Raw genomic sequence first — 22602 nt, 5'->3', positions numbered from 1 at the left:
GACGCAGTTCACCGCGCGCAGGCGCCCCGGGCTATGCCCGCGAGCCCAACCTGTCCTCACGAACATCCAGTCCGAAGCGACGGGCGCCGAGCACGTGAACTGGTAGGGGCCCACCGGCCGCGAGGGACCCGATCCGCCGCTCCGTGCCCGCCGTCACCCAGGTCTACCAGGCCCCGCGCCTCCGAACGCGCGACCGAATGAGCGCTACCCGGTCCCGAGCCTCCGCACGCGCGCCCCTCGGGAGGCAAACCTGTCCGAACGAACATCTCGTCAAGCACCCGGTTCGAACCAGGCTATCGCCGGCTCTTCTTCTCGATCACCCGGAACGTCACCCGCACCTTGCCGGGCCCGAGCGAGCGGCGCGCATCCATCGCCAGGATCTGCTGGTGCTCCGCCTCGTGCGCGGCGCGGAACGCCGCGATCTGCTCGTTGAGCTCCGCGTCGCTGGAGAACGCGAAGTCGTGGTTCAGGGTGACCTTCTCGGGCTTCTTCGGCATCGCTGCGGCCGCGGGCACGCTACCTGCTGGCGCTCTCGCGCGCAAGCACCTTGCCCGTGATCACCGCCTGGCCGGGTGGACGTCGGTGTCGCAGGGTGACCGCGCCTGCGGCCGGCCTCGCATACACGGGCGCCGTGGTCACGACAATCGATACCTCACGGTCTTATGAATCGCCACGCGGGCGGCCGCTGCGCGATCGTTTGACCAATCAACAAATGTCCGCCGCGGACACGCGACGGACGGTCTGCGCCGGGCGACGGCGCCGGCCTTTGGCCTCATGCTGCAGCGCACAGCCCCTGCCTCGCATGCCCCCTCAAGGAATGAGCATGCATATGAGAGGGATCGTAGTGTGGGCGATCGCGGCCGCCGCGATCGGCGGTTGTCAGAACGGCCCCGGGGGCGACGGAGACACGAACGGGGCTACCGACAGCGACGGGGTCACGGACGGGGTTCCGGCCGGCGCGACCGACGGAGGTGAGGCTGCGGAGTGCAGGGGCATCGAGCCCGGACCGTCGCCGATCCGGCGCATGAATCGGCGCGAGTACGACAATACCGTCTTCGACCTGCTGGGCGACGACAGCCGCCCCGCGCAGAACTTCCCGGCCGAGGAGGAGGCGCTCGGCTTCAACAACAACGCCGACGCGCTCGTCGTCACCTCGCTGCTCGCCGAGGGCTACCTCGCCGCCGCCGAGGCGCTGGCCGAGAACGCCGTCAAGGACCTCCCCGCGCTGCTCCACGGCTGCGACGTCAAGTCCGACGGCGAGGCCGCGTGCGCCGAGCGGTTCATCACCGAGTTCGGCCGCTCGGCCTATCGCCGACCGCTGGCCGCCGGCGAGGTCAAGACCTTGCTCGCGGTCCATCAGGCCGCCGCCGACGAGTTCGACTTCGTCACCGGCGTGCGCCTCACCATGACCGCGATGTTGCAGTCGCCGCATTTCCTCTACCGCGTCGAATTCGGCGAGCCCATGCCCGATAGCGACGACATCCTCAAGCTCGCCCCGTACGAGCTCGCCTCGCGGCTCTCGTACTTTCTGTGGGGCACCATGCCGGACGCCGAGCTGTTCGCGGCCGCGGCCGAGGGTCGGCTCGCGGAGCCCGAGGACGTGGCCAAGCAGGCCACGCGCATGCTGGCCGACGCGCGCGCCCGCGCCACCGTGCGTGACTTCCACGGCCAGTGGCTCGAGCTGCGGCGGATCGAGGAGATGGAGAAGGACGACGAGGCCTTCCCCGAGTTCGACCCCGAGATCCGGCCGCTCCTGCGCGCCGAGGCCGAGAAGTTCCTCGACCACGTGATCTGGGACGACCAGGGCGACCTCGACTCGATCTACCTCGCGCCCTACACCTTCCTGAACGGCGAGCTCGCCGACTACTACGGCGTCAAGGGCCCGAACGGCGACGCCTTCGAGAAGTTCGAGCTCCCGCCCGGCCAGGCCAGCGGCTTCCTCACCCAGGGCGGTCTGCTCTCGGTGCTCGCCAAGCCCAACCAGACCTCGCCGATCCACCGCGGCAAGTTCGTGCGCGAGCGGCTGCTGTGCCAGGTCGTGCCGCCGCCGCCCGACAACGTCGACATCACCCCGCCCGAGGTCGACCCGACCCTGCCCACGCGCGAGCGATTCAAGCAGCACTCCGTCGATCCTACCTGCTCCGGCTGTCACAGCATGATGGACCCCGTCGGCTTCGGCTTCGAACACTTCGACGGCATCGGCCGCTGGCGCGACGAGGAGGCCGGCAAGCCGGTCGACGCCAGCGGCGAGATCATCGGCGCCACCACCAAGGGCACCTTCGACGGCGTCCCCGAGCTCGCGGCCTTGCTCATCGATTCGCCCGAGACCGAGCGCTGCATGACCCTGCAGTGGTTCCGCTACGCCTACGGCCGCGCCGACGCCGACGCCGACGCCTGCACCATCGACGACCTCACCCGTCAGTTCGCCGGCTCGGGTCGCCGCATTCAGGACCTCATCGTCGCCCTCACCCAGAGCGAAGCCTTCCTCTACCGCCGCGCCCCGGAGGGAGAATGATCATGAGATCCTCGAACTTCTCCCGTCGCACCTTCCTCCGCGGCGCCGGCGGGGCCTGCCTCGCCTTGCCGCTCCTCGACATCATGCACGGCTGCGACAGCCCCGGCGTCGCCGCCCTCCCGCAGCAGTTCCGCGGCAAGGGCGGGCCCAAGCGCTTCGTCGTGTTCTGGACGCCCAACGGCACCATCATGAGCAACTGGCGCCCGACCGGCAGCCCCGACGCCTTCACGCTCCCGCGGATCTTGGCCCCCCTCGATCCGCACAAGCAGGACATCGTCGTGCTCGACGGCGTCGACGAGCTCTCGGCCTACAAGGGCCCCGGCGACGCCCATCAGAAGGGCACCGGCCAGGGCCTCACCGGCACCGAATTGCAGGAGGGCGACTTCGCCGGCGCCGACGGCCTGTCCGCCGGCTGGGCCGACGGCATCTCCGTCGACCAGGCGATCGCCGACGCCGTCGGCAACGAGACCAGGTTCCGCTCGCTCGAGTTCGGCGTGCACGTCTACGGCGCCAACGTCGGCTCGCGGATCTCCTACCGCGGCCCCGCCCAGCCGATCCCGCCGGAGAACGACCCGGCCGCCGCGTTCAACCGGATCTTCGGCGACCTCGAGAGCGACCCCGAGGCGCAGAAGCGCAGGATCGCCGAGCGCAGGATCGTCCTCGACGCCGTCGCCGAGGATTACAAGCGGCTCGTGCCGAGGCTCGGCGCGGCCGACAAGATCAAGCTCGACGCCCACCTCGCCGCCGTGCGCGACATCGAGATGCGGCTCGACACCGTCGGCAGCGTCGGCGGCGCCTGCCAGCCGCCCGTGCTCGGCGAGGTCAAGGATCCGACCAAGGTCGGCAACATCCCCGCGACCGGCAAGCTGCAGATGGACCTGCTCGCGATGGCGCTCGCCTGCGACCTCACCCGCGTCGCCTCGCTGATGTGGATGAACTCCGCCACCGCCAAGCCGTTCCCGTGGCTCGACATCCCCGAGGGTCACCACGAGCTGGCCCACCGCGGCGACAGCGACCTCGACGCCCAGGAGAAGCTGACCCGGATCAACGTCTGGTACTGCGAGCAATTCGCGTACCTCATCGAGCGGCTCAAGTCGCTCCCCGAGGGCGACGGCAGCGTGCTCGACAACACCCTGCTCATCTGGGTCAACGAGCACCAGAAGGGCAACGACCACGACCGCCACGAGATCCCCTACGTGCTCGCCGGCAAGGCCGGCGGGGCCATGAAGCCCGGCCGGTGGATGCAGGTGCAGGGCGACGTCCCGCACAACAACCTCCTCGTCGGCCTCATGAACGCCATGGGCCTCGAGGCCACCACCTTCGGCAACCCCAAGTACTGCACCGGCGCGCTCTCCCTCGCCTGAGCGCGCCCCGGCCGGCCACGCTCACGCGTCCTGGCGCCGCGTGAGCGTCGGCCCGGCGCCGGCTCACATGTTCCTTCGGACATATATACATTCTTCCGCCGACGCGCCGCGCCAGGCGGCCTCGCCGGCGGAGCGCGCGGTCGCTGCAGGTGGCGCGCCCGCCGCGGCCGCGTCGAGCTCGACCGCCGGTCGGCGGCTCGACACGAGCGTGAACGATGCTACGGACCGTGATACGCCGTGATGAACTTCATGCAGCACCACCGGGACGAGATCCTCGTCGAGTGGGCGACAGAGGCGAGGTCGGCGGCTTCGGCCCGCGGACTGACGGACGCCGAGCTGAAGAACGTGATGCCGCTCGTGCTCGCCGCGCTGACCGGCGGCGCCGAGTGGAACGGGCTCAAGCGTCCCATCGAGAGCCACGTCGCCGACCGCATCCGTCGCGGCTTCGAGATCGGAGAGATCGTGGAAGAGTTCGCCATCCTCGAGCGCTGCGTCGCCGACAGCGTGCGTCGCTCGCCCGCGGACCTGCGGCCCACCGAGGAGGAGCTCGCGCGGCTCTTCGTGACCTTGCAGAGCATCATGGTGCAGACGACCGATGTGTTTCAGGAGCACATGCGGCTCGACGAGCAACGCGAGAAGCGCTATCTCCGGCAGCTCCGCACCCTCGCCGATACCGCGCTCCGGGCGCCCTCCGGCGCGCATGACGGATTGGAAGCGCGGCTGCATGAGGCGATGGAGATCGTCCGCGAGGCCATGGGCGCCGACGCCGCGGCGCTGCTCCTGTACGAACCCGAGTCGCGCAAACTGGTCACCCGGGCCGTCGCCGGCGACGTCGAGGCCGGCCTGCAAGAATTCGCCGACTCGGTCGACCTCGACTCGTTCACCGGCCAGGTCGCCGCGCACGCCCAGGCGACCGAGCTGAGCGACGTCGTGACGACCGAGCTGAAGGTCAGCGACGCCCTCCGCTTCAGCGGGATCCACTCGCTGCTCGGGGTCCGCCTGCCCCGCCAACACCGATTCCTCGGCATCATGTACATCGGCATGCGTGAGGCGCGGCCGTTCACCAACCGCGAGACCCGGCGGCTGGAGGCGCTCGGCGAGGGACTGACCCTCCACCTCGACAACGCGAAGCTGCACGCGGAGCTCCGCGAGCACCTGAGCGAGCTCGAGGCCGAGCGGGCCCTCCGCGAGCGCTTCGTCGCCGTCCTCGCCCACGACCTCCGCGGCCCGCTGGCCACCGCCAAGATGAGCACGTGCCTGCTCGACGAGCTCGACGACGGCGCCGAGCAGCGGCCGGCGCTCATTCGCAGCATCGACCAGAACCTCGACCTCATCGACAAGATGATCCACGACCTCCTGGATGTCAGTCGCATGCGCGCCGGCCAGCGGCTGCCGCTGCGCATCGACTGGTGCGACCTCCGCACCCTCGCGGACGAGGTCGTCGGGGATCTGCGGGCCGTACACGGCGAACGCTTCGAAATCGAGGGCGATCCCGAGGTTCGCGGTCTGTGGAGCCGCGACGAGCTCAAGCGGGCGCTGTGGAACCTCGCCGAGAACGGCGCCAAGTACGGCGCCCCTGACTCCCCCGTGACGATCCGACTCGAACGACGGCGACGCGAAGCCGTCGTGGCCGTCCGCAACCTCGGCCCGGCGATCCGCCCGCAGGACCGGGAGCACATCTTCGATCTGTTCGCGCGCACCCGCGCCGCCCCGCCGATCGGAGCGAGCTGGGGCCTCGGCCTCGCCTCCGTACGAGCCTGCGTCGAGGCCCACGGCGGCACCGTCTCGGTCGACAGCGGCGCCGACGAGACGACGTTCACCATGATCCTCCCCCTCGACGCCCGACCGCATCAGCCGTAGTCCGCTCGCGGGTCCTCACGTGCGCACGACCTGCGCAAAGTTGCGGAGCGCTCGAGACGGCCTCCGCCGCCTGTGCTAAGAAGATCTGTCTTGCCCACGAAATTCGTCGGACTGCGACGAGGAAGCCTCGAATCGTCGCATGTTCATGACCAAGAAATCGCAACGCAGAGCGCGGGTGGCCGCGGGGACCCGGCGGGTGGCGCTCGCGGAGTCCGAGCTGACGGCCGCGATGGCCGAGCTGACCTGGGCCGACCGCGCGGACAAGCAGATCGCGGGCGAACGGCTGCGATCGGCGCTGGCCGAGCTCGTCACGGCCAGGGACTCGCTCGCCAGGGACACGGCGGCGGTGAATTGATGCGCGGCGGCGGACATCGTTTGGCGCCGGCCGCGGCCGGCAGCGACGAGCGTGAGTCATGCAGATCAACGGACTCGACCTCCCCGGCGCGCTGACGCGTGCGATCGCGGAGCGACGGTGGCGCCGTCCGCCGCTCGACGTCCTCCGCCGCGTCTTCCGCGAGAGCCCGGTGGCCGTGCATCTCTACGACCTCGCCGCGATGCGCGCCGCCAATCGCCGCTGGCTCGAAGAGAAGGATCCCGCGTACTTCGGTCATCTCGACGACAAGAAGCCGCCCGGCGACATCGACCCCGCGCGCTCGCTGCTGCTCGGGATCCTCGGCCCGCACATGCCGTTCGCGCTCGACTATCGGGTCGCCAGCGACCGCCCTCGCGTCCTCTATCTCCACTCCGGCGGCGACCGCTGGATCACCGTCGCCGGCGACGTCGAACAATTGCTCGCCCGGCTGCAGCTCGACGAGCATCCGCGCAGTCGATGATTCGTGCGCTCACGCTCGTGCGCTCGCCGGCGGTGGACCCGCGGTCCGCGAACCGTCGGCCGTGACGTGTCGCCGGTCCGCGGCCGCGCCCCGCGACGGCGCGCCGGTTGTCAGCGGCGCGGAGCCGTGTTACGAATCGGGCGTCATTCGTTTCTGGCGCACTTGCACGCTCTGCCTCCTGGTCGACTCTGCGTCTCCCGGCGGTCATGGGGTTCATTTCCGGCGACGTTGATGGTGCAGCACCTGCTTGTTGCGATCTTCGTTCGAGCGCTGGCTCTTCGACCGAAAACATCCCCCACACCGGCGCGACGCGCCGAGAGCCCGATCCAGAGACGAACAAGACAATGGGTAACCGACTCTTCGTAGGCAACCTCTCCTTCCAGATCACCGACACCGACCTCCAGCAGGCCTTCCAGGCCTACGGCACCGTCCAGGAGGTCAAGGTCATGACCGATCGCGAGACCGGCCGCTCGCGCGGCTTCGCGTTCGTCGCCATGGCGAAGGAGGGCGACGCGCAGCGGGCCATCGAGGCGCTGAACGGCGCCTCGCTCGACGGTCGCCCCCTGCGGGTGTCCGTCGCCGAAGATCGCCGCAACGGCTCCTCGGGTCCGTCCGGCGGCGGCTACGGCGGTGGCGGCGGCTACGGCGGCGGCGGCCGCAAGCCGGGCCGCGGCGGCGACCGCTATTGATTCGTGGCCGGGCGGGCGCCGCGGGCCTTCGTCCGGGGCGCGCTCGTCAGGGCGCGGCGTAAAAATCTTCGCCGTGAGGCTCACCGGCGACCCGGTCGAGGTCGCCCTGAGTCATCGGCCATTGCAGCGCTCCGGTGAGGATGAGCAATTCCCAGCGTGCCCGCGCCCGTGCCGGATCGGCCAGCGCCGACGCGATCAGGGGCGCATAGCCGTCGCTGCCCCAGCCGCAGCCGTCGGCGAACTGTAGCGGCCAGCGGTTGCGATAAAACAGCCACAGCACCTTGCGCAGCATCACCGCGTTGTAGGCGTCGACCCCCGCGGCGCGTGCGGCCCGTTCTGCGCCGATCCACGGCCCCGCGTCATACGACCAGGCTTGATTGCCGCGCGCGAGTTGACTCTCGAGCGCGGCGCAGGTCCGGCGGTCGATGCCGTCGACGATCAGCCGGCCGCGGAGGTCGCCCATCGGCTCCGGCAGCGGCAGCCACGTGCCCTCGCCGATGGCGAGCGGCGCCTTGCCGTGGCGATGCCAGTAGACCGTGACGGCCCGGGTGCAGAGGTCGAGCTCTGCCCCGAAGACCTCCACGCGCGCACGACGAATGCGCGATTCTACGCGCGTGGATATTCCGAGCATGAATTCCATCATCTCACGCCTGGAGCGCGATGGGAAGCGTGACGCCGGTGGCGAATGGCGGACCAAACAGCCGGCAAGCCGAGAAATGGGGGCATGCCGCCCCATCTCTCGTCGAGCCCGCCGGCTGCTCACGCGTCCTGGTGCCGCGTCAGCGTCGGCCCGGCGCCGGCGACGACGTCGATCGCCGGATCGACGCCCAGCAATTGCGCGTGGTGGATCCACCACACCCAGCACAGCATGCCGAACGGCAGGTAGCCGAAGTAGCCGAGCAGCGGCATCTCGTACACCTGCAGCACGTTGACGTACGGCACGTCGTACTTCCAGAAGTTGGGGTTCTGCGACGTGCTGTAGAAATTCCACATCTCGCCGACCAGGTAGTTGAGCGCGCAGGCCAGGCCGATCAGCACCACCGGCGCCCAGTTGCCGCTGCGAAGCGCCGAGAACGGCGTCCACGCGCCCGCCAGCGCCGTCGCGGCCGACAGCACCAGCAACGGGCTGAGCCAGATCAGCGGGAACAGCGGCGCCGGCCACAGCACCAGCGCCGCCAGCGAGGCCAGGCCGATCCACAGCAGCCGCCGCACCGCCGCGCGCGACAGCTCGATCTTCGGCCCGCGGGCGAAGCGGGCCCGCAGCGGCTCGATCGTGGTCAGCAATTGATACACCACGAAGATCGACGGCAGCACCGTGGTGAACGCCAGGCCGAACCACAGCAGGTACCCGCACCGCGAGAAGATGGCGTCGTTCGGGTAGTACCAGTTCGAGCGCGTGAAGTAATTGAGGTACTCGAAGAAGTACCAGCTCACGCACGAGGTCGCGCCGATCGCCAGCACCGCGCCCGGGCGGCGGGCCACCAGCGAGGTCCCGCCGGTGCGGCGGTAGACCACGCCGTCGAGCGCGAGGATGAAGCCCCACCACAGCGGCACGAAGCTGAACGGCACCAGCGCCGCCAGCTCCGGCAGCTCGCCCCACATCAGCGCCCACGAGGCCATCGCCAGCAGCGCCCCCGGCACGCACCACGGCGGGAACGCGACCAGGCGCGGCTGCTCGCGCGGCGCCGGCTCCGGCGGCGCGAACCCGAACCGCTGCGGCGCGCGGATGAAGCCGGCGATCAGCAGCGCCAGCGCCACCCCGAGCACGAACACGAACCAGCTGAACCCCGGCACGTCCGGGCTCTTCGGCGGCGGGAACACGCCCCAGGTGTCGGGCATGCTGCCGTGGACCAGCAGGCGGGTGGCGAGCGGCGTCGCCACCAGGGCGAGCAACGCGGCGACGAGCGGCGGCTTGCGGACCTTCGCGGGCATCATGCGCCGGCGACTCTACCACACCCGCCGGCGCGCCGAGCCGCTCGCCCGCGCGCCTGCGCGAGCGGCTGATGTCCCATCGGACATGTCATGCCCGACCCCTCCGGACGCGGGACACACGAAGGACATGCTCTTTCGAGCATGTCCTCTCATTGCATCACCGCGCCGGCGGCCTCACGGCGCCGAGTTGGCCGCGCCGAGCGTCGGCGTGCAGCCGGCCGCCCAGCTGCCCTGGGGCCCGTCGACGACCCGGCAGAACGACAGCGCCGCCTGGTCGGCCCCGTAGGAGACCTCCGAGACCCGCGTGAGGTCGGGCTTCAGCAGGGTCACCGTGTCGCCGTTGGAGCCGAGGCCGAACGCGTGCTGGCCCGGCTGGTTGCCGCGCTTCACCACCAGGAACTGCCCCGGCGCCAGCGTCGTCCCGGGCGCGAACACCAGCTTCTCGTCGTCGACCGCCGGGTCGAAGGTGGCGTCGAGCGCCATGTCGGTGAGGATCCACCCCGAGATGTCGACCGGCTGGGCGCCGGCGTTGAACAGCTCGATGTCGTCGTTGGTCGACTCGAGCTCGTTCACCGCCACCGCCACGTCGGCCGTGCACATCGACGAGTCGAGCGTGCACTTCGGCGTGCACGTCATCGCCCCGCCGGTGAACCCGCGGTCGGCGCACTTGGCCGCGCCGACGTCGAGGCCGTCGCACGCCTCCGCGCCCTCGCGCGTGCCGTCGCCGCAGATCGTCTTCGCCTCGACGTTGGGCGCGCCGAGGGTCTGTTCGCAGTGTGACCACGAACCTGTCCCATCGGGCAGGCGGCACCACGACACCATCGCCGCCACGCCCTCGACCGTCAGCGCGTCGCGGGTCTTGTCGTCGGCGTCGACCAGCGTCAGCGTCTCCGGGTTGCTGGAGCTGATGCCGAACGGCAGGTCGCCCGCGCCCGTCACCGCGTCGAGCTCGACCAGCACCAGGCGCTCGCCCGGCGCCAGCTTCGTCCCCTCGGGGAACACGTAGGTCTTGTCGGCCGGGAACGTGTCGTCGTCGGACAGCCGCCAGCCCGACAGGTCGGCCGGACCGTCGCCGGCGTTGAACAGCTCGACCGCGTCGCCCTTGCCGGCGAACGGCCCCGCCTCCGCGCCCTTCGACGTCAGCTCGTTGAGCGCGACGCGCGGCTCGCCGACGGGCTCGGCGACGCACTGCGAGGCGTCGATCGCCAGGCAGTCCGCCGAGCAGCCGAGCGCGCCGGTGAACGTCGGGTCGACGTCCGCGCACGACATCCCGTTCAGCTCCACGCCGTCGCACACCTCGTCGCCCTCGACGACCCCGTCGCCGCAGACCGGCCCGACCGGCCCCTCCGAGGTCACCGACGGCTCCTCGCCCGTGCTCGTGCCCGGGCTCGGCTCGTCGCCGGTGGTGTCGGCCGGCTCGTCGGCGGTCGAGCCGCCGCCGCCGCCGCCCTGATTGCAGCCGAGGGCCGCCGGGGCGGCCATTGCCAGGAGTGACAGAGACACTGCTACGATTCGACGCTCGAACATGACATACCCTCGCTGATGGAAATAGAGGCAGTGAAACAACGCTCGTTCAACGCGGCAGCGGCGCCCCGACCGCGGCCTCGAGCTCGATGAGCGCGTCCCGGCGCTCGAAGCGGGCCGCCAGGTGCAGCCGTCGCGCGGCCACCCGGCGGGCCTCGATGTCGAGGACCTCGACCACGTCGAGCGTCCCCGCCGCCAGCGCCGCGTCAGCCTGACGCGCCGCCGCATCGACCTGCGGCAGCAGGCCTTGCTCGATCTCGTGCACCCGCGCGTCGGCCCGCTGGGCCCGCGCGATCGCCTCGCCGACCTCGCCGGCGATCGCCGCCACCTCGGCGCGCTCCTCCACCTGACGCTGGCGCGCCAGCGCCTTCGCGGCCTTGATCTTGCCGCGATTGAGGCTGAACAGCGGCACGTCGATCGCCAGCGCCAGGCCGAACGAGGCCGGCGTGGTGGTGCCCGGACCGACGAAGTAATTGACCTGGGCCCAGCTCACCCACGGCGCCGCCTCGACCTTCGCCAGCGTCACCGCCGAGCGCGCCGCGCCGACCCTCGTCTGGGCCGCGCGCAGCTCCGGGCGGGCCCGCAGCGCGTACTCCGTCAGCGCCGCCGGGTCGAGCACCAGGTCGTCGATGTCGAGCTGCTTCCGGTCGACGCGCACGCTGAACGCCGGCCCCGGCCCGACCACGCGCGCCAGCTCGGCCTCGGTGCGCGCCAGCTCGCCGCGCAGCTTGCGGGCCTCGTCGACCACCTCCGCGCGAGCCACGTCGGCCAGCGCCAGCTCGACGTCGGTCGCCACCGCGCGGGCCACCCGGGCTCGCAGCTGCCGCTGCCGCTCGTCGCACAGCGACACCGCGCGAGTGACCTCCTCGAGGTCGGCGGTGAGCCACGCCAGGCGGGCGAACAATCGATACACCTGCGCCCGCAATTGTCGGCGCGCCGCCTCGGCCTGGCCCTGCGCGCTCGCGGCCGCGTGCCGGGCCCCGTCGACGCGCGCGCGCACGCTGCCGGGCCGGGGGATCGGCGCGCGCAGGCCGAGGTTGAAGCCGAGCCGCCCCTGCGCCGAGTCGTCGACGCCGATGTTCGACACGCGCACGCTCGGGTTGTCGATCTGCCGCGCCGCCGCGATCTCTTCCGTCGCCACCTCCGCGCGCGCCTCGACCACCGCGAGCTCGGGGTTGTTGGCCAGCGCCAGCGCGTACGCCTGCTCGACCGTCAGCGCGTCGCCGGCCTCGAGCGCCGCCACCGCGGCCTCGGGCAGCGGCCCGTGCGGGTGGCCGACCTGCATCTCGCGCCAGGTCGCGACCGCCCGCTCGGGCGAGATCGCCGGCCCCTGCACACAACCGACTGCCATCATCGTCAATGACGACAGGATCGTCCACGCGCGGGTCATGGCGCCTCCGACCTCTCCGGCGCGGCCGCGCGGGTCGGCTCGAGCATCGCCTCGAGCTTCGGCGCCGCCAGCACGCCGGCGTCGACCGCCGACGACGACGCCACGTCGACCGGCGCGCACGGCGACGGGTAGCCGAGGAAGCTGACCGAGAACGCCTGCCCGGGCAGGAGCGGCGCGGGCTCGTCGAGCGCGACCGCGATCTCGCGGCCCCACTCCGGCAGCTCCGGGTTCCGCCGGCAGCGCTCCGGCAATTCGCCGATCTGCGGGCCCAGGCGGGTCACGTGGGCCGTGACCGCCGCCCCGCCGGCGCCGCGCGAGCGCAGCAGCACCGCCTCGCCGATGCGCACCTGCCCGGCCTGGCCCTCGCGCAGGCACACCACCACCTCGTCGTCGTCGCCCGGCCCGCGGCTGACGATCGTCAACACCGGCGCGTTCGGGCCGGCGACCGCCCCGGCGGGCACGTGGACCGCCGCCACCTGGCCGTCGGCCGGCGCGCGCAGGACCGTCTGCTCGCGGCGCACCGCCAGCAATTGTTCGCGCCCGGCGATCACCGCCAATTCGGCGCGGACCGGCCGCAACGCCAGCTCGGTCGCGTCGGTCGGCAGCGACTGGCGGCGGGCCCGAGCCGCCGCCGCCTGGCGCACCAATTCGGGCACCAGCGTGTCGGCCGCCTCGACCTCCTTGCGCAGCGCCGCGCGCTTGACCTTGAGCGCGTCGAGGTCGCGGCGGTCGGCCATGCGGTCCTTGACCAGCCCGGAGAGCGCGTCGAACTGGGCGCTGACCGCCCGCAGCTCGGCGGCGCGGATCTCGCGATTGCTACGAGCTGTCCGCACGGCCATGTCGGCCTCGGCGACCGTCGCCTCGGCGGCGCTGACCTTGTCGTCGGCCGCCATCGTCGTCTCGGCGCGGACCGCCCCGAGCGACGCCTCGAGCTTGGCCCGCTCGGCGGCGAGGATCGCCTGCTCGGCGTCGAGCTCGCTGGCGTCGAGCACCGCGACGACCTGCCCGGCGCGGACGTGCTGGCCCGGCGCCACCTCGATCGTCTGCACGCGGCCGGCCGCCGGCGGCCTCACCTCGTGCTCGACGCCGAGCGCGAACCCGAGGGCAGCCCCCTCGGCGCGGACATCGAGCCACAGCCAGGTCGCGCCGGTCATCGTCCCGGCCCAGACCACCCAGGGGAGGATGCGAGTCCTGATATACGAAGACATGCTCAGATCTCCACCGTCGGCTCTTGCAGCAGCAACGAAACGTCCTGGACCCCCGGCAGCGCCTCGAGCCCGCGGACCAGCGCCGCGCGCTGCCCCGGGTCGCCGAGCCGGACCTGATAGGCGTGCTCCATCGCCTCGCCCTGGGCGACCTCGCGCAACGTCACCAGCGCGATGAATCGGCTGTACTTGCGGAGCAGCGCCATCACCGGCGCCTCATCGGCCCCGAGCGGCAGCTGGAAGCGCAGCAGGCCGTCGAAGCGCCGCTGGCTGCCGAACTCCGAGAACGTCAGCAGCCACACCGCCACGCAGAACAGCGCCGTGCCGCACAGCGCCGCCGCGTGCGCACCCAGCCCGGCGGCGATGCCGGAGCCCATCCCCGCGAACACGAAGATCATGTCGCGCGGGTCACGGAGCGCCGTGCGAAAGCGGACGATCGCCAGGCCGCCGGCGATGCCGAGGCCGGCCGCGATGCTGTTGCCGATCGCCAGCATCAGCATGCAGGCGATCACGCTGCCGAGCACGATCGCGTGGACCAGCCCCTGTGAATACGACATCCCGCGGAATGTCCACACATACACGGCCCCGAGCACCTGCGTCAGCCCGAACGCCAGCAGCAGCGCCAGCGCCGCGCTCTTGAACGCGAACGGCTCGCCGCCGCCGGCCATGAATACGTCGATGGAGTTCATCGCCAACCTCCCGCGAACCGGTACATCCGCGCGTCCTGAGCCCCGTAGAACGCCTTGATGGAGGTGCCGTACTTCGAGAAGGAGCGCCGCGTCAGGTCGAGCTGCTCGACGATGTTGTGCAGCCACAGCGGCACCTGCGTCGTGAACTTGAGCTCGAGGACGATCAGCGACTCGTGCGCCCGCTGCGTCGCCCCGTCGTCGAGCGCCCGCCAGTTGCGGTCGGGCGCCGCGAACGACCACCGGTCCGTCGCCTGCGCGCGGATCCGCGTGTCCATCGTGACCCGCACGTAGTCGTCGACCCGGCTGAAGTACGGCTCGCGGTCGTAGCGGACCACCGTGTACGGCCGCAGGTGCATCGTCCGCGTCAGCGCCAGGAAGCGCTCGACCGCCGCCCGGTCCTTGCCGGCCACCTCGCCGGGGATCGGCGCGGCGCGGTCGGCCAGCAGCTGCGCCCAGCGGTCCCGCGGCACCCGCCCGCGCGTCTTGGTGATGACGTCGTTGATCCGTCGCTTGACCTCGAGGAACACCGGGCTGTTCGGCGCCTCGGCGTAGCCGCGCACGCGCACCTTGATCCGGTCGACCTGCTCGTGCTCGTTGGCCCAGTAGAGGCCCATGGTCGGCGAGTCGAGGTACAGGCTCTCGATCGTGTAACGTCCGCCCGGGCTGCGGGCGGCGTACGGATCGATGTCACAGAACGGGCGGATCGCCGCGCGCAGGCGCACCGCGGTCGCGTTGTCTATCAAGTATTTATATTCTCGCCTCTCGATCACGTTTGCCGTAACCACGGACATGACATATCGCCCTCCATCGGCGCTGCGCCCCCCGAGGGCGCGCTGGTAGGATCAATCGCCGAAGCGATCGTTCGGGCCGGGTACGCCCGTCAATTCACATCCGTCCATGCTAGGACCGCCGGTCGCGATTGACCGTGAGCTCGAGCATCTGCGGGCTCGATCGGGCCACGCACCCGGCCACGGACGAACTCCAAGGCGTCACCCGCGGCCCCTGCCGTCGCCCGCGCAGCGCCCGCCCCGGCCGCCCCAGCCCGCCCCTCCACGCGCGTGGCGAATGTCGCCACCACGGCGCGCCCGTGCCCCGCGACGACGCGGTCCCCTGCCGCGACAGAACCGCCGCGAAGGCCGCCGCAGCGGCCGCCCCGCCGACTTTCGGGCGCCGTCATCCAGTGACGTGCGGCACCGCGGTCAGGCGGCTACCCACGTGACGCGATCGACACACACACGACATACTCCTGGCGCCGTGTGGGCAATGCGTCCACGCTTCAATCGTCGCTCGTCCGCGGCCCGGCCATGGAGATCCGTGACGCGTCGCCCTTGAACCCGGGGAGTCTCTCTGTAGATTTCTCGAGTATGCGTATTGGGAAATTTCTCCTCGTGATGATCGCGGCGAGCGGATGTAACTCGGACGACACCGCCACCGGCTCGGACACCGACGGCGACGAGGACGACGGCACGACCACCGGCGCCGCGCAGCCGCCCGGCACGAGCACGAGCCCCGCGACCACCTCCGACGCCGCGCCGACCACCGGCGACGGCGGGTCGGAGACCACCGGCTCGGTCGAGCCGCCGACCACCGGCGAGCCCGAGCCCACGACCGGCGACGACACCACCGGAGGCGTCGAGCCGCCCGGTTGGGTGCCGAAGGGGTGCCCGGAGATCTATTCGCAGGACATCCTGCCGACCTTCGAGATCGAGCTCTCGCCGTCGGAGCTGGCCGGGCTCAAGGCCGAGTGGGAGGCCGCCGACGACGACAACAAGCCCGAGCACCCGGTCAAGCAGTTCAAGTACCAGGACCAGATCATCACGAACGCGTCGGTCCGCCTGCGCGGCAACGACACCTGGTGGCACGGCCAGAACAAGATGCAGCTCGAGGTCTCCTTCAACACCTATAACAAGAAGGGCCGGTTCCAGGGCCTGAAGAAGATCCTGTTCGACGCCGCCGAGTACAACCGCACCTTCCTGCGCGACCGCCTCGCCATGCACATCCTCCGCGACGTCGGCCTGCCGGCCCCCTGCGCCAACAACGCCCGCCTGATGCTCAACGGCGAGTACTACGGCCTGTTCACCAGCATCGAGAAGGTCGACAGCGAGTTCATCGAGCGCTACTTCGAATTCGACGAGGGCAACCTCTACAAGAAGGGCGGCCGCTGGGAGAAGAAGACCAACGAGGAGAACCCCGACGAGAGCGACATCAAGGCGTTCGACGCCGCCGACGCCCTCGCCGAGCTCGCCCCCCTCATGAACCTCGACGAGGCGGTGCTCGCGTGGGCCGCCGAGGCCGTGATCCCTGACAACGACGGCGCCTGGGCCGGCGGCCTCAACCTCTACCTGTACAACGACCCCAAGACCGGCTTCAACATCATCCCCTGGGACAAGGACGCCACCTTCGACCGCGTCGAGCCCAACGTCGACCCGTACACCTATATCAAGCCCAACGACAAGGGCCGGCCGCAGTACGAGATCGTCACCGCCGACCCGGAGTGGTTCGCCAGGTACATCGCCGCGATCGAGCACGTGCTGGCGACCGGCTACGACGTCGGCGTGCTCCACGCCCGCATGGACGCCTGGTCGGCGCAGATCGAGGCGGCCGCGCTGAGCGACGTCAACAAGCCGTTCACCAACAAGCAGTACCACTCCGCGGTCAAGGAGATGCGCGAGTTCATCGCCGAGCGCGCCGCGTTCGTCGACGACTGGCTCGATTGCTGGCGAGGCGGCGGCAAGAAGGGCGACACCGGCCAGTGCGTTCCCTGACCTCCTCTCACCAGTCGATCGGCACCCACTCGAACCACTCCGGCGGGTACACGTAGTCCTCGCCGCACTCGTCGATCACCCCGAGCACCCGCGCGCTCGCCCCCGTGAGCTCGTAGACCGAGCCGACCACCAGGCTCGCGCACGCGCCCTCGCCCTCGGGATCCCAGCGCAGCACGCCCGTGACCGCGTCGGGGACCAGCAGCTCGCTGGTGCGGACGCAGCGGGCCTGCAGCCGCTCGAGCTTCGGCAAGCGCAGCGCGGCGCTCAGCTCGGCCAGCCGGGCCGCCGCGATGGCGCGCCAGTCGGCGTGGCCGAGCATCTCGAGCACGCAGGCCGCGAACAGCTTCGGCCGGCTCACCGGCAGCAGCGCGTCGCAGTCCTCCTCGCCGCGCCAGCCCGCCTCCGGGCAGCGGTCGACCAGCCGCTCGGCCAGGCGATAGACCCGGCGCACGCTCATCCCCGCCAGCAGGATGTGCAGCTCCGGCTGCAGCGCGTGCAGGTGCCCCAGCAATTCGTCGGCCGTCCCGGCGCGCAGCTCGTCGGCCAGCGGACCGGGCGCGGCCAGCAGCAATTCCTGGATGTCCTCTCGGACCTGGTCGAACGCGCATGTGATTCCGCGGTGCCCGGTCTCGGGCGCCCACACCCCGCGCCCGGTCGTCGCCCGCCAGAACACCGCCCGGCTGCGCCGCGGCTCGCCGGCCGCCTCCCACGTCAGCGCCCGCCGCAGCTGTCGCAATCGCCGCGCCCGCGGCGGCCCGGCCCCGATCGTCGGCTCGAACAGCACCAGGTTGCGCACGCGATCGGGCCGCCGCAGCGCCGCGTGGATCGCCGCCGCGCTGCTGCTCGCCCACGCGACCACGTGCGCCGGCTGGCCCAGGCTCTCGATCACCGCCAGCAGGTCGTCGCCGTGCGTCGCCCACCAGTCGTGCGGCCCGTTCGACCCGCGGCTGTCGCCCCAGCCGCGGCGGTCGTACGTGACCACGCGCAGGCACGTCGCCAGCTGCTCCGCCGCCGCCGCGAAGCCGCGCCGAGTCATCGCCGTCGGGTGCACCAGCACCACCGGCTCGCCGTGCCCGCGCGTCTCGCCGACCAGCGTCGCGCCCTGCGGACGTCTCAGCGACCACGCGGCCATGCCCCACGATCGCACAACTCGCGCCCGCGGTCAGGTCGCCCCGGCGCGCGCGCGTACCCTACCGCGAACGCATGACTTCGCTTTCGCGTCCTGTTTCGCTCGCGCTCGCGGTCGGGCTCGCTGATCGCCCCGGCGACCCGCAGAACCCCGCCACCACCGGCTCGACCGGCCCCGGCTCGAGCCGCGACGCCGAACCGACCTCGACCGATCGGCGGGCGCGCACCTCTGGTCGCAGAGGTTCGCCAGCGCCGCCGGCCGCGGCGCGCACGATCTCTCCGTCGCGTCCTCCGGCGACATCGTCTTCGCCGGCCCCGCCGATCGGTCGCTACCGCGAGTGCGCCCCGTATCGCGAACGCGGCCGCACCCGGGCGGGTGCGGCCGCGTCGGCTCACCTCGTTGCGCCTCAGTCGAGGAACCAGAAGTACAGGTAGGCGTGGGCGACCGCGATGGTGCCGAGCATCAGCGGGAACGCCAGCTTCAAGTACGTGAGGAACTTGAAGTGCACGCCCTCGCGCTCGGCCAGGCCCGCGACGGTCAGGTTGGCGCTGGCGCCGACCAGGGTGCCGTTGCCACCGAGGCACGCGCCGAGCGACAGGGCCCACCACAGCGGCATCACGCCCTCGGTGCCGCCCATCGCCGGGGTCATGCTCTTGAGCAGCGGGATCATCGTGGCGACGAACGGGATGTTGTCGATGATGGCCGACAGCACCGCCGAGGCCCAGAGGATCACGATCGCCGTGAAGTTGCGGTCGCCGCCGGTGACGTCGACGAGGCCGTGGGCCAGGTGCTCGAGCAGCCCGGCGTGTTCGACGCCGGCGACGACCATGAACAGGCCGATGAAGAAGAAGATCGTGACCCACTCGACCTCGCCGAAGATGTCCTGCACCTTGTGCGACTGGTCGGCCCCGGGGTGGCGGCGGACGTAGAGGAACATCAGCACCGCGGCGCCGAACATGGCGATCGTGCCGGGCTCGAGGCCGGTCTGGCGGGCGGTGACGAAGCCGGCCAGGACCGCGAACAGCACGCCGAGCGAGCTGACCAGGAGGCCAGGCTCCTTGATCGCGTCGGCCGGCTCGATGGCCATGATGCTGCGCTGCGCGTCGGGGTTGGTGCGCAGCTTCTTGCCCCAAATCGCGTGCAGCGCCATCACCTGCAGGGCGATCAGCACCCCGACCACGGGCGCCAGGTTTTGCACGAAGTCGTTGAACGACAGCCCGATCGCCGAGCCGATCAGGATGTTCGGCGGGTCGCCGATCAGCGTCGCCGTGCCGCCGATGTTGGACGCGAAGATCTCCGCGAACAGGAACGGGTAGGCCGGCACGTCGAGCTCGCGCGCCACCAGCAGCGTGACCGGCGTGAGCAGCAGGACTGTCGTCACGTTGTCGAGCAGCGCCGACAGCACCGCCGTCACCAGCGTGAGCATGATGAGCAGCTTCCACGGCACCCCGCCGGCCTTGCGCGCGGCCCAGTACGCGACGTACTGGAACACCCCGCTCTTCCGCGTGATGTTGACGAGGATCATCATCCCCGTCAAAAGCGCGATGGTGTTGAAGTCGACGCCGTGGACGGCCTGCTCCTGGGTGAGCACGCCGAGACAGATCATCAGGCCGGCGCCCAGCAGGGCCACCACGGCGCGATTGATCTTCTCCGACATGATCGCGGCGTAGGTCAGAATCAGCAGCGCGGTGGACAGCCAGAGAGGATCGAGGCCGAAGATCACGTGTTCGGGCATGATGGAGATGTCTCGTGGGTCATGATGCAAGAGTCAGCTCGCGCCGGACCCTTGCGTTCGCGGCGGGGATTAGCCCAAGCGAAACGCGCTTGCTATGACACGGGTCGTGAGATATCGCGGCGCGCTGCGCGACTCGCACTGCAATCAAGGCACAGCGAGCTCGGCGGCGATTGCGAGGACTTCGGAACTCGCGTGCATCGTCGGGCCATAGCCGGACAAATCGACGAACCAATCGCTGGCCTGCGACGGCGCGCCGGCACGGGGTCGAGATCGCTGTCGCTGCGCTATTGGCCGGTATTTCGCCGACGCGTACGCGAAATACCGGCCGCGGCGCCGTCGCCTCCGGCCAATCGTACGTACGCGAGGTCACCCGTCCGCGAGTCGAATTCGCCGCCATGATCACCGGCAATTCGCTCGCAAGCGCCGCGGTCCCCTCGAGCACGATCGGCGCGCTCGACTCCTGCGACGAGTGGTTGTGACGAACAAAAATTCATGATCCTCGGTCATCGCCTTCACGGGCGCCCACGTGACCATCCCCGCGAACCGAGGGATTGAAATCGCGTCGAATGGGGGATGTCCGGCGTCGGCGAGGTGCGTCCAGAGCGCGGGGCGATTACCACCGGTTCTCCGTCTTGCTGTCGCGACCCGGACGCGCGCGAAGAGCGCGGTCCGAGAAGATTGTTGAGCCGTCGCCGCCGGCTCGTGCGACCACTGTCCTGCGATGCGACTACGGGTCGTGGGGAGCGACGACGAGCCGGCGCGGCCCGGGGCGGCCGGCGCGGCCGCGTCGCTGCTCGAGCTGGCCCACGCCGGCGACCCGCGCACCGGCGAGGCCCTGTTCGACCTCGTCGGCGCCCAGGTCAACCGCCTCGTGTGGCGCGTGCTCGGGGCCGACGAGGACCACGACGACCTCGTCCAGCAGGTCTTCGTCGCCCTCCTGGCCGGCCTCGCACGCGTACGCGAGGCCGAGGCGCTGCGCGGGTGGGTCGCCGCCGTCACCGTCAACACCGTGCGCAGCGAGATCCGCCGTCGCCGCGTGCGCCGGTGGTTCGGCATGCAGGCCGCCGCCGCCGAAGCGGTGCACACGCCCACCGCCTCGCACGAGGCGCGCGAGCTGCTCGAGCGGACCTACGCCGTGCTCGCCCGCCTCCCCGCCGACGAGCGGATCGCCTTCGCCCTGCGCTTCATCGACGAGCAGCCGCTGGGCGACGTCGCCGCCGCCTGCAACTGCTCCCTGGCGACCATCAAGCGGCGGATCTCCGCCGCCCAGGCGCGGTTTCGTCGGCTCGCCGAGCGCGACCCGATGCTCGCCGAACACCTGCGCGAACTCGAGGTGCAGCGATGACCCATCCGGTGCAGCGTCTGGCCCGCGAGGTCGCCCACAACCTCGGCGACGGCCCCGGCCCGATCCGCCGCGAGCGCCAGCGCGCCGCGGTCGCCCGCCTCACGCGCGCGCCCTCGCGCGCCCCCAGGAGCGCGTGGTGGCTCGTGCCGCTGGTCGCCGCCGCCGTGGTCGCGCTGATCCTCGCCCGCCCCACCACCACGAGCGCCCCGCTCACCGTCGCGGTCGCCCAGCAGGCCGTCATGGTCGGCAGCTGGCTGGCCGCGCCCGAGCACGAGGCGCTCGTCCTCGAATTCTCCGACCGCAGCCGCGCCGAGCTCGCCCCCGGCACCGCCGCGCGGCTCGTGAAGCTCGAGTCGACGCGCGTCGAGCTGCACCTCGAGCGCGGCGCCGTCGCCCTCGACGTCGAGCCCGCCCCCGGCCGCGAGTGGTTCGTGATCGCCGGTCCCTTCACCGTCGAGCTCAGCGACGCCGCCAGCAGCGCGACCTGGCACCCCGACACCCGCACCCTGATCGTCGACGTCCGTCGCGGCAGCGCGGCCATCGGCGGTGACGCCCCGCCGACGCGCCTGACCGCCGGGCAACGCCTCGAGCTGCGCGACCTGCCTGCCGGCGGCGATCCTCGACTCGCGTCCACAGACACATCCGCGAACGATCCTCCCCCGCCGTCGCCCCCCGCAACCAACCCCGCCCCGACATCCGCCGGCGATCCACCCTCGCCTTCCAACAAGACCCCCTCCGCCAAGCCCGCCGCGACCGCGAAATCACCCCCCTCGCCGCGCCGACCGGCGTGGATCGAGCTCGCCGAGGCCGGCGAGCACACCGCCGCGCTCGCCGCCGCCGAGCACCTCGGCTTCCCCCCCCTCTTAAAAGATCTCGCAATCGACGACCTCGATCTGCTCGCCCGCTGCGCCCGCTTCGCCGGCGACGGCCCGCGCGCCCGCGACGCGCTCCAGGCCCTGCGGCGGCGTTTTCCGGGCGATTCGCGGGCCCGCACCGCCGCCTTCCTGCTCGGCCGGGTCGCCCTCGATCTCGAGCGCGACCCGGCGCGCGCCCGCGAGTGGTTCGCCACCTACCTGTCCGAAGCGCCAGACGGTGCATTGGCCGGCGACGCCCGGCGCCGCCTGGACGAGCTCGGCCCGCAGGAATAGATGATCCGCACGACCTCTCGATCGCTCATTCTTCTCGCCGACGTCTTCGTCGTCCTCGCCGCCTGCGACCTGGCCGCCCTCGACCCGATCCGCACCGCCGATCGTGCCGGGCTCACCTGTCTCGACATCGCCCTCCCGCAGTGCGTTCCCACCTGCGACCCGGTGGTGCAGGATTGCCGCGGCGGGGAGACCTGCAGCTTCTTCGGCTCGGGCTTCGGTTGCTGGGATACCATCGAGGAGCCCCGCGGGCTGTTCGATAGCTGCGAGTTCGCCAACGCCTGCGAGCCCGGCCTGGCATGCGTCGTGCCCGACCTCGTGTTCGAGTGCGACCCCGACTCGAGCGGCTGCTGCACCCTCTATTGCGACCTCGACGGCCCCGACTCCTGCCCCGGCGCCGGCCAGGAGTGCCTCCCGTTCTTCTCGCCGGGCGAGGCAGCGCCCGGGTTGAAGCACCTCGGGATCTGCCGCATCCCATGATT

Annotated in this window: 20 protein-coding genes; 10 read left to right on the top strand and 10 right to left on the bottom strand. The window is 71.3% G+C overall.

The genetic code is table 11. From position 1 onward, the window contains the following. Window positions 1-293: 293 nt before the first annotated feature. Entirely contained in the window at window positions 294-497 is a 204-nt protein-coding gene (locus K7C98_RS00970; protein ID WP_224189574.1) for a hypothetical protein, read from the bottom strand. A gap of 527 nt (window positions 498-1024) precedes the next feature. On the opposite strand from K7C98_RS00970, the gene K7C98_RS00965 reads away from it, so the two are divergent. From K7C98_RS00965 to K7C98_RS00940, 6 genes are all read left to right on the top strand, one after another. After that, window positions 1025-2515, top strand: a complete 1491-nt coding sequence (locus K7C98_RS00965; RefSeq protein ID WP_224189573.1) for a DUF1592 domain-containing protein — start codon at window positions 1025-1027, stop codon at window positions 2513-2515. A 2-nt stretch (window positions 2516-2517) separates the two neighbouring features. Continuing rightward, entirely contained in the window at window positions 2518-3879 is a 1362-nt protein-coding gene (locus K7C98_RS00960; protein ID WP_224189572.1) for a DUF1552 domain-containing protein, read from the top strand. A 249-nt stretch (window positions 3880-4128) separates the two neighbouring features. Then, window positions 4129-5739 (top strand): sensor histidine kinase, encoded by a 1611-nt coding sequence (locus K7C98_RS00955; RefSeq protein WP_263429132.1) that lies wholly within the window; start codon window positions 4129-4131, stop codon window positions 5737-5739. A 145-nt stretch (window positions 5740-5884) separates the two neighbouring features. Then, on the top strand, window positions 5885-6094 hold the full coding sequence (locus tag K7C98_RS00950; RefSeq protein ID WP_224189570.1) for a hypothetical protein: 210 nt from the start codon (window positions 5885-5887) through the stop codon (window positions 6092-6094). Window positions 6095-6152: 58 nt separating this feature from the next. Continuing rightward, window positions 6153-6572: a hypothetical protein gene (locus K7C98_RS00945; protein ID WP_224189569.1), complete on the top strand. Its 420-nt coding sequence runs from the start codon at window positions 6153-6155 to the stop codon at window positions 6570-6572. A 344-nt stretch (window positions 6573-6916) separates the two neighbouring features. Next, a complete protein-coding gene (locus tag K7C98_RS00940) occupies window positions 6917-7261 on the top strand; it encodes an RNA recognition motif domain-containing protein (RefSeq protein WP_224189568.1) in 345 nt (114 codons plus the stop codon). 46 nt (window positions 7262-7307) lie between these two features. On the opposite strand, the gene K7C98_RS00935 is transcribed toward K7C98_RS00940, so the two are convergent. The 7 genes from K7C98_RS00935 to K7C98_RS00905 all read right to left on the bottom strand — a co-directional run bounded on the left by K7C98_RS00935 (window position 7308) and on the right by K7C98_RS00905 (window position 14792). Further along, window positions 7308-7901 carry a hypothetical protein gene (locus K7C98_RS00935; RefSeq protein WP_224189567.1) on the bottom strand — a complete coding sequence of 198 codons (594 nt, stop codon included), beginning with the start codon at window positions 7899-7901 and terminating at the stop codon, window positions 7308-7310. A gap of 119 nt (window positions 7902-8020) precedes the next feature. Continuing rightward, entirely contained in the window at window positions 8021-9196 is a 1176-nt protein-coding gene (locus K7C98_RS00930) for a hypothetical protein (RefSeq protein WP_224189566.1), read from the bottom strand. Window positions 9197-9367: 171 nt separating this feature from the next. Continuing rightward, complete coding sequence (locus tag K7C98_RS00925; protein ID WP_224189565.1) at window positions 9368-10696, bottom strand: lamin tail domain-containing protein; 1329 nt, start codon at window positions 10694-10696, stop codon at window positions 9368-9370. A 70-nt stretch (window positions 10697-10766) separates the two neighbouring features. After that, on the bottom strand, window positions 10767-12107 hold the full coding sequence (locus K7C98_RS00920) for a TolC family protein (protein ID WP_224189564.1): 1341 nt from the start codon (window positions 12105-12107) through the stop codon (window positions 10767-10769). Further along, window positions 12104-13315 carry an HlyD family secretion protein gene (locus K7C98_RS00915; RefSeq protein WP_224189563.1) on the bottom strand — a complete coding sequence of 404 codons (1212 nt, stop codon included), beginning with the start codon at window positions 13313-13315 and terminating at the stop codon, window positions 12104-12106. The genes K7C98_RS00920 and K7C98_RS00915 overlap by 4 nt, the downstream gene beginning before the upstream one ends. A gap of 2 nt (window positions 13316-13317) precedes the next feature. After that, window positions 13318-14001, bottom strand: coding sequence for a DUF4956 domain-containing protein (locus K7C98_RS00910; RefSeq protein WP_224189562.1), 684 nt, complete (start codon window positions 13999-14001; stop codon window positions 13318-13320). Then, entirely contained in the window at window positions 13998-14792 is a 795-nt protein-coding gene (locus tag K7C98_RS00905; RefSeq protein WP_224189561.1) for a polyphosphate polymerase domain-containing protein, read from the bottom strand. Before K7C98_RS00905 ends, K7C98_RS00910 begins: the two co-directional genes overlap by 4 nt. Window positions 14793-15365: 573 nt before the next feature. Between K7C98_RS00905 and K7C98_RS00900 the strand changes: the two genes are divergently transcribed. Next, window positions 15366-16766 (top strand): CotH kinase family protein, encoded by a 1401-nt coding sequence (locus tag K7C98_RS00900; RefSeq protein ID WP_224189560.1) that lies wholly within the window; start codon window positions 15366-15368, stop codon window positions 16764-16766. 7 nt (window positions 16767-16773) lie between these two features. On the opposite strand, the gene K7C98_RS00895 is transcribed toward K7C98_RS00900, so the two are convergent. Together K7C98_RS00895 and K7C98_RS00890 are read right to left on the bottom strand one after the other, a co-directional pair. After that, complete coding sequence (locus K7C98_RS00895) at window positions 16774-17898, bottom strand: alpha/beta fold hydrolase (RefSeq protein WP_224189559.1); 1125 nt, start codon at window positions 17896-17898, stop codon at window positions 16774-16776. A 403-nt stretch (window positions 17899-18301) separates the two neighbouring features. After that, window positions 18302-19630: a sodium:proton antiporter gene (locus tag K7C98_RS00890; protein WP_224189558.1), complete on the bottom strand. Its 1329-nt coding sequence runs from the start codon at window positions 19628-19630 to the stop codon at window positions 18302-18304. Window positions 19631-20351: 721 nt separating this feature from the next. On the opposite strand from K7C98_RS00890, the gene K7C98_RS00885 reads away from it, so the two are divergent. From K7C98_RS00885 to K7C98_RS00875, 3 genes are read left to right on the top strand one after another with little or no spacing between them, the layout of a single operon-like run. Further along, window positions 20352-20975 (top strand): RNA polymerase sigma factor, encoded by a 624-nt coding sequence (locus K7C98_RS00885; protein ID WP_224189557.1) that lies wholly within the window; start codon window positions 20352-20354, stop codon window positions 20973-20975. After that, on the top strand, window positions 20972-22123 hold the full coding sequence (locus K7C98_RS00880) for a tetratricopeptide repeat protein (RefSeq protein WP_224189556.1): 1152 nt from the start codon (window positions 20972-20974) through the stop codon (window positions 22121-22123). The genes K7C98_RS00885 and K7C98_RS00880 overlap by 4 nt, the downstream gene beginning before the upstream one ends. Next, complete coding sequence (locus K7C98_RS00875) at window positions 22124-22600, top strand: hypothetical protein (RefSeq protein ID WP_224189555.1); 477 nt, start codon at window positions 22124-22126, stop codon at window positions 22598-22600. The last annotated feature ends 2 nt before the right edge of the window (window positions 22601-22602 follow it).

This window comes from Nannocystis pusilla, from assembly GCF_020073745.1.
In the GTDB taxonomy this organism is placed as follows: domain Bacteria; phylum Myxococcota_A; class Polyangia; order Nannocystales; family Nannocystaceae; genus Nannocystis; species Nannocystis radixulma.
Note: the sequence above shows the minus strand (reverse complement) of the source record. Positions and strands in the feature narration are given on the sequence as shown.

Bases quoted from the DNA above. Each gene is read 5' to 3' on its own strand.
- K7C98_RS00970 (WP_224189574.1), bottom strand. From the start codon at position 497: ATGCCGAAGAAGCCCGAGAAGGTCACCCTGAACCACGACTTCGCGTTC.
- K7C98_RS00965 (WP_224189573.1), top strand. From the start codon at position 1,025: ATGAATCGGCGCGAGTACGACAATACCGTCTTCGACCTGCTGGGCGAC.
- K7C98_RS00960 (WP_224189572.1), top strand. From the start codon at position 2,518: ATGAGATCCTCGAACTTCTCCCGTCGCACCTTCCTCCGCGGCGCCGGC.
- K7C98_RS00955 (WP_263429132.1), top strand. From the start codon at position 4,129: ATGCAGCACCACCGGGACGAGATCCTCGTCGAGTGGGCGACAGAGGCG.
- K7C98_RS00950 (WP_224189570.1), top strand. From the start codon at position 5,885: ATGACCAAGAAATCGCAACGCAGAGCGCGGGTGGCCGCGGGGACCCGG.
- K7C98_RS00945 (WP_224189569.1), top strand. From the start codon at position 6,153: ATGCAGATCAACGGACTCGACCTCCCCGGCGCGCTGACGCGTGCGATC.
- K7C98_RS00940 (WP_224189568.1), top strand. From the start codon at position 6,917: ATGGGTAACCGACTCTTCGTAGGCAACCTCTCCTTCCAGATCACCGAC.
- K7C98_RS00935 (WP_224189567.1), bottom strand. From the start codon at position 7,901: ATGGAATTCATGCTCGGAATATCCACGCGCGTAGAATCGCGCATTCGT.
- K7C98_RS00930 (WP_224189566.1), bottom strand. From the start codon at position 9,196: ATGATGCCCGCGAAGGTCCGCAAGCCGCCGCTCGTCGCCGCGTTGCTC.
- K7C98_RS00920 (WP_224189564.1), bottom strand. From the start codon at position 12,107: ATGACCCGCGCGTGGACGATCCTGTCGTCATTGACGATGATGGCAGTC.
- K7C98_RS00915 (WP_224189563.1), bottom strand. From the start codon at position 13,315: ATGTCTTCGTATATCAGGACTCGCATCCTCCCCTGGGTGGTCTGGGCC.
- K7C98_RS00910 (WP_224189562.1), bottom strand. From the start codon at position 14,001: ATGAACTCCATCGACGTATTCATGGCCGGCGGCGGCGAGCCGTTCGCG.
- K7C98_RS00905 (WP_224189561.1), bottom strand. From the start codon at position 14,792: ATGTCCGTGGTTACGGCAAACGTGATCGAGAGGCGAGAATATAAATAC.
- K7C98_RS00900 (WP_224189560.1), top strand. From the start codon at position 15,366: ATGCGTATTGGGAAATTTCTCCTCGTGATGATCGCGGCGAGCGGATGT.
- K7C98_RS00895 (WP_224189559.1), bottom strand. From the start codon at position 17,898: ATGGCCGCGTGGTCGCTGAGACGTCCGCAGGGCGCGACGCTGGTCGGC.
- K7C98_RS00890 (WP_224189558.1), bottom strand. From the start codon at position 19,630: ATGCCCGAACACGTGATCTTCGGCCTCGATCCTCTCTGGCTGTCCACC.
- K7C98_RS00885 (WP_224189557.1), top strand. From the start codon at position 20,352: ATGCGACTACGGGTCGTGGGGAGCGACGACGAGCCGGCGCGGCCCGGG.
- K7C98_RS00880 (WP_224189556.1), top strand. From the start codon at position 20,972: ATGACCCATCCGGTGCAGCGTCTGGCCCGCGAGGTCGCCCACAACCTC.
- K7C98_RS00875 (WP_224189555.1), top strand. From the start codon at position 22,124: ATGATCCGCACGACCTCTCGATCGCTCATTCTTCTCGCCGACGTCTTC.